The organism is Vibrio sp. DW001 (assembly GCF_029016285.1).
In the GTDB taxonomy this organism is placed as follows: Bacteria; Pseudomonadota; Gammaproteobacteria; order Enterobacterales; family Vibrionaceae; genus Vibrio.
In genome coordinates this window covers 551,109-563,114 of record NZ_CP091976.1, presented here as the reverse complement: position 1 = coordinate 563,114, position 12,006 = coordinate 551,109, and the positions used below count along the sequence as shown (strand labels likewise).

The following is a 12,006-nucleotide window of genomic DNA, read 5'->3' as shown; positions in this document are numbered from 1 at the left end:
TATTTTCCACCTATGCCTGTTAATTTTTACAACAATGCTTGCAGCACACTATATGATTAAGTTTGTCTCCATAGTTCCATTTTGCTTCTGCTAGTGCATCAGTTGAGTTTGCATGTGCACTTAGACACTTTATATCCCCGTTTGAGAAATCAAGTAAGGAACAACCATTACAGTGTATTTCAGAGCACTCTAATAAATAGAAATATCTTTTGCGTTTCTTGTTCATTTTTTCCTCTAATCTACTAATTTTTAAATAACTCTAATCACTATAGAGTCAGAAAGTATTCTTATTCATGGTCTTCTAAAGGTGGATCACATTGTTGGGATTCGTGTCGAATTGATGTTCCAATACCACAGAATCAATAGGCGGCATTTAAATTACAACAATATACGTGTGTTCTCATTTTATTTGATTATTTCAATCATGATTTAATTTATCATGTCTAATCGCCTGAAAAAGAGACTTCTCTAATTATAGTATTGACTGCTGGTCGGTCGTTTGATAGGCTGATTATAAAATGCTTTCTGTATATGTCAAGATGAATGTGATCGAAAAAGTATGGATATTTTTTTACTTTGAAATATTTATTTGATATTGAATGTTTTCGTTTAAGACCGCTCAATCTCAAATACAATCATGTTAACGATTCGTGAACAAATGGTGGTTTTAGATATGAAGTTGTATGTGCGAATTTACAATCAGGCCAAATGATGGCGGGTAAGGGAATGCGAGTTATTTACTCATCTGAGTTAATAGTAGAAATATTAATGTTAGCAGGTAAACACCCTATACAATGATAATAAAAATTGCAAAATCAGAGTATCGCAGAGAGTTTGACAATGAATAACTCGTATGAACAAAGATTTTTGGTGTTGCGATTAAACTTACGTACTCTTGGAAAGTGATATGAGAAAATATAAATCAATAACTGTTGGACTTATTATTACGGTTTTGATTTCAGCCGTGTCCTTCTATAGCCAAAGAAAAGTGATAGAAGATAAAGTGTATTCAAAGAATGAATTACAAGAAGATTTCCTTCAAGCGGTTGAAGCCATCAAAACCTATCATTCAAATTTTTATATTAAAGAGGAACAGTTAGATAGTTATGCTAAGGAATACATAGATGCGATAGTTGATGATGATGTTTTATTTTTTAGCAGAATTTTGTCTGAGTTCCTTGAAAAAATCGGTTGTGGGCATAGTTACATTGAATTGTCTGGACGAAATCAAAAGAAATATTTTGAGATAGAAAGCCATCATATACCATTAGATCTCTTTGTCGTTAATGACAAGCTGTTCGTTAAGAAATCAGTGTCCACCGCAAGCATACCAGTGGGGGCAGAAATACTTTCAATTAATGGTTTATCTGGTAAAGCGATCATTGAAACATTACTTAATCGGATTGGCTCTGATGGAAGGAACAAGGCATTTAAGTATGCTCAAATGAGTACCATATTTAGCTGGGTCTATTTTGATTTAGTTGATAATCAAGATAAATATCAGGTCACATATAAAACCAAAGATAATCAGATAGTTATAGAAGAAATAGAAGCGGTTAGTCGCCAAGCGCTAAATGTACTACTAAATTATGGAGATATGGATGCTGAATCTATTGGTATCGAGTTCTTCGATACATATGCGGTTTTAACTATTGACCATTTTAATTACTATAAACCTAATGAAAGGCAGGTGTTTTACGAAAAATTAGATGCGTTTTTTAGCGATGTTGATGCGTTAGGGTTAAAAAACTTAATTTTAGATATTCAAGAAAATGATGGCGGTGACCCTTTTAGTGCAAATTATTTATATTCATATATATCACCTAATAGTTATCAGTATTTTAGTAAAAAAAAGAGCTATCATGACTGGTATCATTCATTGTATTTATCCGCTGAACCAAAAAAAAATAACTTTAAGGGAAATATTTATACTTTAACAGGAGGAAGAGTTTTTTCAACAGGTGCACACCTTGCTTCATTAATCAAACAAAATAATATTGGGCCGCTTATTGGGTCTGAGACTGGAGGTTCCTATCGCTGTAGTTCATATGCTCAAAAAATAGTCTTAAGGAATACAAATTTGAAGTTAATTATTTCCACCAAAATATATGAAACGCTCTCATCAAAATTGAAAGAAGTGTACACGATTACTCCTGATTATGTTGTCAATAAAACCGTTTCTGAAACGGTTAAAGGTATCAATATGGCTAGAATGAAAGCTATAATTTTAATTAGTCAACAGTATTAGTAACGAATATTTTCGTTGGCTTCACGTATCATTTTTATATATCGATATATGATCTACTCTCTCTTCGAGCGAAGTGGGTCTGCTCCACTATCCAATAATGGAAGTACAATTTGTAATACCCTAGATTAGTTGTAAATGAGTTTTGAACCTCTCCAAACTCTTAAACTGTAAATAACATGCACATCCTAACTATTTATAATTAACATAATTAACATAATTATAACTCAGCATTTCACTTATCTTGTACATTTAACCAATTGACTGACCGTCGGTCGTTTAGTATGATTTATTTACCACTTATATATTTATTAATTATTCAATCTAAAAGGTAATTATATGTTAGGACAAGACATAAGGATTAAGATGCAACACGTCGGTCGTTTTCTTTCGGCGATGGTGATGCCCAATATTGGAGCGTTTATCGCGTGGGGTTTTATTACTGCGTTATTTATTCCATCTGGATGGTTTCCAAATGAAGCTCTGGCTTCAATGGTTACTCCAATGGTGAAGTATTTACTCCCGCTATTAATCGGGTATACAGGAGGTAAGATTGTTGCTGGTCAACGTGGGGCTGTAGTGGGAGCAGTGACTACAATTGGAGTGATTGTAGGGTCAGATCAACCTATGTTCATAGGTGCAATGATTGTGGGGCCTCTAGGCGGGTTAGCGATCAAAAAATTTGACGTTATGATTGAAGGTAAAATTAAAACTGGCTTCGAAATGTTAGTCAATAACATGTCCGCCGGTATCGTCGCCATGGTATGCGCTATTATCGCTTTCATGATTATTGGCCCTTCAGTTAAAGCGCTTTCGTTACTCTTAACTGGCGGTGTTGCCGTACTAGTGGAATCTGGTTTACTTCCTTTGACGTCAATTTTTATTGAACCTGCAAAAGTACTTTTTCTAAATAATGCTATAAACCATGGAATCTTTACACCATTAGGAATACAGGATGTCAAAGAAGCGGGACGTTCGGTTTTCTTTTTAATTGAAGCTAATCCAGGACCAGGATTTGGTCTTTTACTTGCTTATATGGCATTTGGTAAGGGAGAGGCAAAAGAATCAGCAGCAGGAGCATCTATCATTCATTTTCTTGGTGGTATTCACGAAATATATTTCCCGTACATATTAATGAACCCTCGTTTAATTCTAGCAACAATTGCAGGTGGAATGACTGGAGTAGCCACACTTTCAGTATTTGAGGCAGGTTTAGTCTCTCCTGCAGCTCCAGGGTCTATTTTTGCAGTACTGTTAATGACTCCAAAAGAGTCGTTTATAGGTGTGATATTGTCGGTTATTACATCAACTATGGTTAGTTTTTTTGTTGCTTCACTCTTATTGAAAACACAGAAAGTTGGTTCAGAAAAAGAAGACAGTTTTCTGCATCAAACAAGCGAAGAAGCACAAAATATAAATACTTCACAAAATGAAATTAGCCACGAGGGTCAAAAATTATTACTGTCAGATGTCAAAAAAATTGTTGTTGCTTGTGACGCCGGTATGGGTTCTAGTGCTATGGGGGCGAGCCTTCTTCGAAAGAAAATACAAGCGGCAAATCTTGACATTGAAGTGACGAATCTAGCCATCAATAACTTAACATCCGATGCTGACGTTGTAATTACTCATAAAGATCTGACAGATAGAGCTCGGCAGTATACAAGTTCAGCACTACATATTTCTTTGTCGAACTTTTTAGATAATGAGCTATACAACAGTCTAGTAACGGAACTTAAACTTACCAAGTAAATATATGGTTTTTTTATTACCATCCTACTCAAGGATAAGTCGGAATTCTCTCTCCTTGAGTGGGATGGTAAAATATAAAATATTCTATTGATAAATTGAATAAATAATAAAATAAATTCTTTATTATTTTAATTAAATATAATATCTAATACGAATTAGCTTAAGTAATTTAGGTTACTAGCAAATGTAAATTCGACAGTTTTATCAATCCTATCGATTTAAGAATTAATAAATGAAAATGTTCCTTCTTTAGCTCCAAGGCATCTATCCATGAGATTTGGTAAAGACGCATAACGTCGGCGTAGTTCCTCTTGTGTCCAAAAATCCAACCCATCCTCGGTCAAAAATTGTATACCAGCTATCAATAATTCCGCCGTTTCTAAGGGGTTATATACATTGAAAACTTCTTCCTTTACGCCTTGTCTAATCGCTTCTCCTGTAAAAGGAGCCAGTTGTCGAGTTATTTCAATAGCCAATTTAGTATGAAATAAAATATTTCCGGGTTTATGTATCGATTCAAAAGAGCTAGGAATTTCATTCGGTGCACCTTCAAAATGTAACGTACGAATTTTGTCTATTGCATTCATATCACAAGTAAGCTTTTCAAGCTTTTGTTTTGTATACTCACTTACCATGGACTTTACGACAGCATCCAAAATTTGCTCTTTGCTATCAAAGTAATGATAAAAAGTTCCTTTTGCTACATTTGCTTTCTGTACTATCGAACTGACGGTTGTTTTATCGTAAGACAGATCTAAAAAAAGGTCTTCTGCTGCCTTTTCTAATTCAATTATCCTAACTTCAGGTTTTTTAACTATTCGCATATCAATGAACACTATTTTGAAAATCGGTAGATAGTAACTAAGACACTAGGTGCTATCAATATTTAATGATAATTTATTGTCAGTTTTGCTGTACAACTTTTATGTGAGACAGACAAATAGTCATACATGAATAAGTATAATCGATCTCACTTCCTAAGTATTTGAACTAAAATAGCGATAATTATCAAATAATTGACTATAAATTCTCAAACAAGTTTGTATATGACTGACCGTCGGTCTATAATGATTAGATTCAGTTTTTGAGGTTTCAATAGATGCCTCATTACTCGTGGTCTAAATGAGGCATTTGCTACGCATAGACCATGATAACAATATTCTGATAGGGGATAACAGATTGCTAGAGTTGACGACATAATTATTAGTATCATGAATATATGTCGTGGTTCTGTCTCTAATCGTTGCATTGTCCATTACTGATTTATTGCTTTCATTTTTTGGTTATAGATAGCAAGTGAATTAAATAGCATTCACTTAATAACTTAATCCAAACTATTTATCATAGTTAATTTTCAGAGTCACTAAAAAGCAATGAAATATTCTATCACTATTTAATTGATGAGAGGGTTGTATTTTCACCATGAATCGTTGCTTTATAATTGATTGGCTTAAAAATTTATTTAAAATTGATATTAATATGCGCATGAATTGGGATCATGAACTTTGTAAAATAAGCGCAGATAAATTTAAGTATAGAAGTGGCTGGCGGAAAAAAACGGAATTTGTTACGATCATACTAGCAATAGTGGTTATATTGTATTTGCTATCTGTAATATAACTGATGCGTCATAACTGGTCGTGATTTAAATGAATTAACTTGTTACTTTATTGTATAGGAGGTTGAAGATGTTCCATCATTACATTCCAGAGTTGGCAATGAAAACATATATGGAAGACACTATTTTTACGAAAAGAAAGTTGTCAAGTGTAATGTATGTATTAATATTGCTCTCATGTTAATTATCATGGGAGCCATTACGATGGTGTTGTATTTTATATTTAAGTTGAATTGTAAATAATATTTGGCTATTAATATTATATAATGTAATTTTTTATGGTCTATTAATGCTGACTGTAATGAGTTGTTATTTTGAGTGATGTCATATGAAATTTTATGTATTATTTTGCAGTTGTTGATAGAATGAGGGTTTATAAATTCCAGATTTGTCCATGCCGAAAGGTATGAATGTAAAGTTCTTAACGTGGCCTATATTCGTTGAAACGTATCTCGTATGACGTTAATTACGTGAGATATATCCATGTTGATTTATTTTTCTGACAACGCAGTCGCCGCAGTCGATTGGTATATCAGATAAATTTTTTCTATTAATTATGTTCATGAAGGTCAGTATACAGGTAAAATATTCTAATATGTCAGTTCAATGGCACAGGTGAGTTATATAAGGCTTCTGATATAGCAGTCGCGAGTATGTATTTGACTGATTTATTGGATGTTATGACGTACTGTCTTTGCATGACATTATTAATTTATTTGAACTAGAAAAGGAGGTGGTCAGCTATGGGTTTGATTATTTAATCATATATAGAAGTGCATCAATCACGCTAGCTATTACGGTTATTATGCTTACAATTTTACGTCGTTTTGGTTATTATCGTTCTCCTGTTATTATAAGTGTATTCTCCGGTGTAATTATATTCCATTATGCCATCCATTTTGTTTTTCTGTATATTTCGTGTAGGTGTAGCAATCTCTACTGTATTCAGTAAGATGGTTTTAATGTGTGTGTTACTGGCAGTAATTAAGTATAAACATCTCGATGTAAAAAGCTACATCCATTGCTAAAAATAATAATAGTTATTATTTTCGGGTTAGGACATTGAATATTGTCGAGGTTTTGACATATAATATGGTCCAGTTAACTATTCTTTATATTATGATAAATATGAGGACAGTACCATTGATAGCTTACACATATACACAAAATATTTGTAGGCTTAGTTTTTTACTTTGTCATTAGCAAGTGCTATTCAGATCCAAACTCGATATTATGTAAGAAAAGGTCGGTTAAGTGACATCAGATTTAGGGTTCAAGGGTATTTATTTGTCGCGTTATTTAGTTAGTAGATAATATTAATTATTTTTAACTATCGCTACCAAATTTATGAAATCTTTACTAGTAACCTTTTAATTATATATTTAATAGTCGGTCTAATTGTTTTCTCTGTTTTATTAGAAATAGGTAGATCAATAAATTTAGTATTTATTTCAGGACTCAAAGGTGCAGGTGATGTTGGTATGTCCTATACAAATCGGGATTTTTTGTATGTGGGGTGTTGGGTTGTTGGTGTGAGTCTTGCTTGATTACTAGGTGTGCAAATTCCACTCGGTGTACTAGGCGTATGGATAGCTGTTTCAATAGATGAGTTTGCAAGAGGATTTTTAATGTTAAAATGTTGGCGATCTCGAGTGTGGTATAATTACTCTACTTATTCCAATTGGGGCAGATTTATATATGTTTGAATCGACGGATCTAATGGCAGTAATTAGTAAGCTGGTTAACTAACCAGGTCGGAGTTGGTTACATTTATAATTCGGTAAACATGTAGGATTCAATGGTTTCGACCTTATTGATACTTCTTCAAATATCTCAGTAAGTATCTTTGTAACGTGAACATAAAACCTTAGTTTTGTCATTTCATGATGTTATGAATCTTTTTAATTCAATGTCCGTGGAGTGTTGAATTTTTGGATGAGAGAAAAGGTAAATTTTGAGATTATAAGTAGAAATACCATTTGATTAAAAAATAAGCGATAATAATTTTTGTGATCGCTATCTATTAGATAGCGATCTGCGTTATTATGGCGCGCTATTTTTTACCTTAAAATCGGAGAACAAACTTTTGCAGTTTAAAGACCTCGGCCTAGATAATCGTTTACTGAAAAACCTTAACCATTTCGCATTCAAACAAGCGACAGACATCCAACAGCAAGCAATTCCTGTTGCGATTGCTGGCAAAGATTTAATGGCATCGTCAAAAACTGGGTCAGGAAAAACATTGGCGTTTGTGTTGCCAATGCTGCATAAGTCTCTAAAAACCAAATCGTTCTCAGCGAGAGATCCTAGAGCCGTTATTCTTGCGCCAACTCGCGAGCTTGCTAAGCAAGTTTATGGTGAGCTGCGTGGCATGTTAGGTGGCCTTTCTTATACCGCGACTCTTATTGTCGGTGGGGAAAACTTTAACGATCAGGTTAAAGCGTTAAGGAAACACCCAAAATTCATTGTCGCGACACCCGGTCGTTTGGCGGACCATATTGAACATCGGTCACTGTTTATCGACACGCTTGACACATTGATTCTGGATGAAGCGGACCGGATGCTCGATTTAGGTTTTGCACCGGAACTACTTAAAATCAATAAATTAGCAAAACATCGCCGTCGTCAAACGCTTATGTTTTCGGCGACGATGGACCATGCTGAAGTGAATGAAATCGCCTCAGAGATGCTAAATGATCCGAAACGAATTTCAATAGGTCTTTCAAATGAAGAGCACAAGGATATTACACAATCGTTTTATCTCTGTGATCATTTAGACCATAAAGAAGCGATTTTAGACCGGGTCATTAGCGAAGCTGAGTATCGCCAAGTCATTGTGTTCACAGCAACACGTGCAGATACTGAGCGTTTGACAGAAAAACTGAACGAGAAGAAGCTTAAGGCGGTAGCACTAAGTGGTAACCTGAACCAAACACAACGTAATTCTATCATGAGTCAGTTTGAACGTGCTGTTCATAAAATACTTGTGACGACAGATATTGCTTCTCGTGGACTGGACATTGCCAATGTTACGCATGTTGTTAACTTTGATATGCCAAAGCATATGGAAGAATATGTGCACCGAGTTGGCCGTACAGGTCGTGCTGGTAATAAAGGTAATGCGATTTCATTGGTTGGTCCGAAAGATTGGGACAGCTTTAAACGTGTAGAGTCATTCCTTCAGCAAGACATTGAATTTGCAGAATTAGAAGGACTGAAAGGCAAATTTAAAGGGATTAAACCTCCAAAGCCTGCTGTGAAAAAAGGCGATAGTTCGAAGAAGAAACAGCATCCAAATGCGAAGAAAGTGGCTAAGAAGCCCGTTAAGCGAGATAAGACGTTTTATAAAACAGTTGCTGTTGGTGATGACGTATTTGTACCAAAAAAGAAAGCGGTGAAAGCAGAATCGTCAACGCCTGAAGAGTAAGATTACTCAAGAAATATCAAGCCCTACTAATCTTTGTTAGTAGGGCTTTTTTAATGCGGTTATAAACGACTTCTCACAGATTATTACTTTTATTTATTGCACTCTATTGGCATTAAGGCGAGGCTAATCTTAAGAGGAACTACAGTGTATAAACAGTTGAACGAGGAAAAGCGATTACAGATATGGGCACTTAGAAAAGAAGGAAAATCCCAAACTGAAATCGCTTATATTCTCGAGGTTCACCGCGCAACGGTAAGTAGAGAGCTTTCCAGAAACTCAGGCCCTTATGGCTACGAGCCTCAACTCGCTCAACGCATGGCGATCCATCGGAAAAAGTTTCACACTCAAATTGTAGAAAAACAGTATGAAGAGTTAGTAAAAGAGCTCGTTGGTATAGGTTGGGAACGAGAACAGTGTCAGGAATTTATTCTTCATCATCACTCTGAACTTACCATTGAACAAATCGATAAATTGATTGACGATTGCCTCTTGGCTGAATAATTTTAAAAATTGGGACATGAGTCACGTGTTGCACTTGCCTATCCTTTTCTGTTCATATCTCTCACCTACCTGTTGCACTTGCCCTAGAGAAAATAGATGTAACCTGTGAATTACGATCTTTATCTGTTGCACTTGCTCGCTTTCAAATATTCATCAGTGTTGTTGCACTTGCTCAAAAAAAAATATCAATTATTTTAAATGTTCTATTAAATCAATTGGTTATATATATATCCTTCAGGTGATATCCGTCACACTTTTAATGCTGGGAGCTGTCTATATTAACCTCGTTACCTAAAAGAAGTGATTTAGCTAAGGAGCGAGAAATGAAAAAATTTAATCACATTGGAATACCTTCAAATATCGAGCACAAAGGTGAAGTGTTAAATGCAGATATCGGTTTGTACTGTACCGATTTCAACGAAAGTGAAAATCGTATCGAATGGTTGCGCTTTCTGGAAGATAGCCCGATGCCGAAAGAGTTAAAAACTACCGCACATATTGCTTATGAAGTGAGTGACCTAGAAGAAGCAATGAAAGGTAAAAAAGTACTTTTAGAACCGTTTAATGCGAATGAATCATTAAAGATTGCATTTGTAATGGAAGATGAAGCGCCCGTAGAACTGATGCAATTCTTATAAAATAAAGCCATTAGATTACGAATAACGTGTTTATCAAATAACGTATTAAGAGAACCCTACAATGAAAAAATTTATTAATAATAGTGAAAATATTACCGTAGAGCTCCTTCAAGGTTTAGCTCTCACCTTTCCTCAAAAAGTAAAAGTGGTTTCAGATAAAATTGTCTGTCGCCGTACTCCAAAAGATCCTAGTAAAGTGGCGGTCGTTACGCTTGGTGGCGCTGGGCATGAACCCGCGTTAAGTGGCTACGTAGGTGAAGGTATATTGGATTACTCTGTAGTAGGCGATATCTTTGCAGCACCTGGCGCACCTAAAGTATTTGAAGCATTAAAAATGGCTGACTGTCCAGCAGGTGTTCTATTAATTGTGCTTAACCATGAAGGCGATGTGATGTCGGCTAATATGGCAATGGAAATGGCCAAACGTGAAGGCATCAATGTGAAGATGTTGCTTACCCATGAAGATATCAGTGCGGGTATCGATATAGATATCAAGGATCGTCGTGGGTTGGCTGGTTGTGTACCAGTATACAAAATTGCAGGTGCTGCCGCAGAGGCGGGACTGGAGTTGGAAGAAGTCTACCGTGTGGCGCAAAAATTTAACCAAAATATGGCGACATTAGCGGTCGCGATGAGTAATGCGACTCACCCACAATCCGGGATGATTATTGGTGACCTCGCCGATGACGAAATGGAAATTGGTATGGGGCAGCATGGTGAAGGCGGTGGGGGGCGAATGAAGATCCAAACCGCTGATGATACGGCGAGCATAATGTTAACCCAGATCTGTAAAGCCATCGATTTGAAAAAAGGTGATGATCTTATGCTGATGATTAATGGTACTGGTGCCACTACGTTGATGGAAATGTTTATCGTTGCGCGTGCGAGCCATTTTTATCTTAACGACAAGGGCGCCACAATCTCACGTTCGAAAGTAGAAGAGATACTCACTGTTCAAGAGATGGCCGGATTCCAGATGTGTGTTAGTAAGTTTGATGGCGAGACATTAAGTTACTGGGATATGCCATGTAACGCACCTTACTGGACGCAACAGTAGGTCAATAGTGGCTTGCCAATGATTCACTGGCAAGCTCTTTCAAACAATAAAACGAATGTTCAAATTTATATGCCGTGTTTTTGCACTTTGGCGTAGGGATTCGTTTAGCCATAAATCAGGAGAAGAATAATGACCACATTCAATCAAGATTTGTTATTTGGCATGTTTGCGTACGCAGCGAAATGCCTATTGGAGCAGGTCCCACACCTTAATGAACTCGATGGACAAACGGGGGACGGTGATCATGGAACTACCATGCTGCGAGTTTGCCATTGCATCGAAACATCTATGCAGCAAACAAATGTAGGCGATTGGAATAAACAAGTGGATGAGCTTGGTTGGACGATTATGAGTCAAGACGGTGGTTCGGCTGGGATGCTAATTGGCAATCTATTTATGGGTATCGGCTCTGGCTTGGTCGAACCCGATCTTTCCCCCTCGGAGGTTGCGGCTGCATTTCGTGCAGGGCTTGATCGTCTGACTCACTTTAGTGGCGCTCATCAGGGTGACAAAACAATGTTGGACGCACTTATTCCAGCGATTGAAGCATTAGAAATAAACGCCAAAGATGGGGCCGGCATTGCTCAGATGTTTGATATGGCGTCTAAGGCCGCACAGCAAGGTTGTCAGGAGACCATCGCTATGATCCCAACACGTGGGCGCGCAAAAAACATGGGCGAAAAAGCGGTGGGTTTTGTTGACCCAGGAGCAACAAGTATGGCGATTATTTTCGAATCATTCACTCATTATATAGAAGAACAAAAAGGTTAG

General features: G+C 36.3%; 7 protein-coding genes and 1 pseudogene. 7 read left to right on the top strand and 1 reads right to left on the bottom strand.

Annotated elements, in window-relative coordinates; translation table 11 throughout:
* Positions 1-907: 907 nt before the first annotated feature.
* Together L3V77_RS19880 and L3V77_RS19875 are read left to right on the top strand one after the other, a co-directional pair.
* On the top strand, positions 908-2,248 hold the full coding sequence (locus tag L3V77_RS19880) for a S41 family peptidase (protein ID WP_275137977.1): 1,341 nt from the start codon (positions 908-910) through the stop codon (positions 2,246-2,248).
* Between the two features lie 336 nt (positions 2,249-2,584).
* Positions 2,585-3,979 (top strand): annotated as a pseudogene (locus L3V77_RS19875) (PTS mannitol transporter subunit IICBA); the annotation flags it as partial.
* A gap of 233 nt (positions 3,980-4,212) precedes the next feature.
* Here the strand turns inward: L3V77_RS19875 and L3V77_RS19870 are convergent.
* On the bottom strand, positions 4,213-4,818 hold the full coding sequence (locus L3V77_RS19870; RefSeq protein ID WP_275137976.1) for a TetR/AcrR family transcriptional regulator: 606 nt from the start codon (positions 4,816-4,818) through the stop codon (positions 4,213-4,215).
* Positions 4,819-7,698: 2,880 nt separating this feature from the next.
* Between L3V77_RS19870 and L3V77_RS19865 the strand changes: the two genes are divergently transcribed.
* From L3V77_RS19865 to L3V77_RS19845, 5 genes are all read left to right on the top strand, one after another.
* Positions 7,699-9,039 carry a DEAD/DEAH box helicase gene (locus L3V77_RS19865; protein ID WP_275137975.1) on the top strand — a complete coding sequence of 447 codons (1,341 nt, stop codon included), beginning with the start codon at positions 7,699-7,701 and terminating at the stop codon, positions 9,037-9,039.
* A 144-nt stretch (positions 9,040-9,183) separates the two neighbouring features.
* Positions 9,184-9,540, top strand: a complete 357-nt coding sequence (locus L3V77_RS19860) for a helix-turn-helix domain-containing protein (protein ID WP_275137974.1) — start codon at positions 9,184-9,186, stop codon at positions 9,538-9,540.
* Positions 9,541-9,863: 323 nt separating this feature from the next.
* Complete coding sequence (locus L3V77_RS19855) at positions 9,864-10,178, top strand: hypothetical protein (RefSeq protein WP_275137973.1); 315 nt, start codon at positions 9,864-9,866, stop codon at positions 10,176-10,178.
* A gap of 61 nt (positions 10,179-10,239) precedes the next feature.
* Positions 10,240-11,235, top strand: a complete 996-nt coding sequence (locus L3V77_RS19850; protein WP_275137972.1) for a dihydroxyacetone kinase subunit DhaK — start codon at positions 10,240-10,242, stop codon at positions 11,233-11,235.
* A gap of 129 nt (positions 11,236-11,364) precedes the next feature.
* A complete protein-coding gene (locus tag L3V77_RS19845; protein WP_275137971.1) occupies positions 11,365-12,006 on the top strand; it encodes a DAK2 domain-containing protein in 642 nt (213 codons plus the stop codon).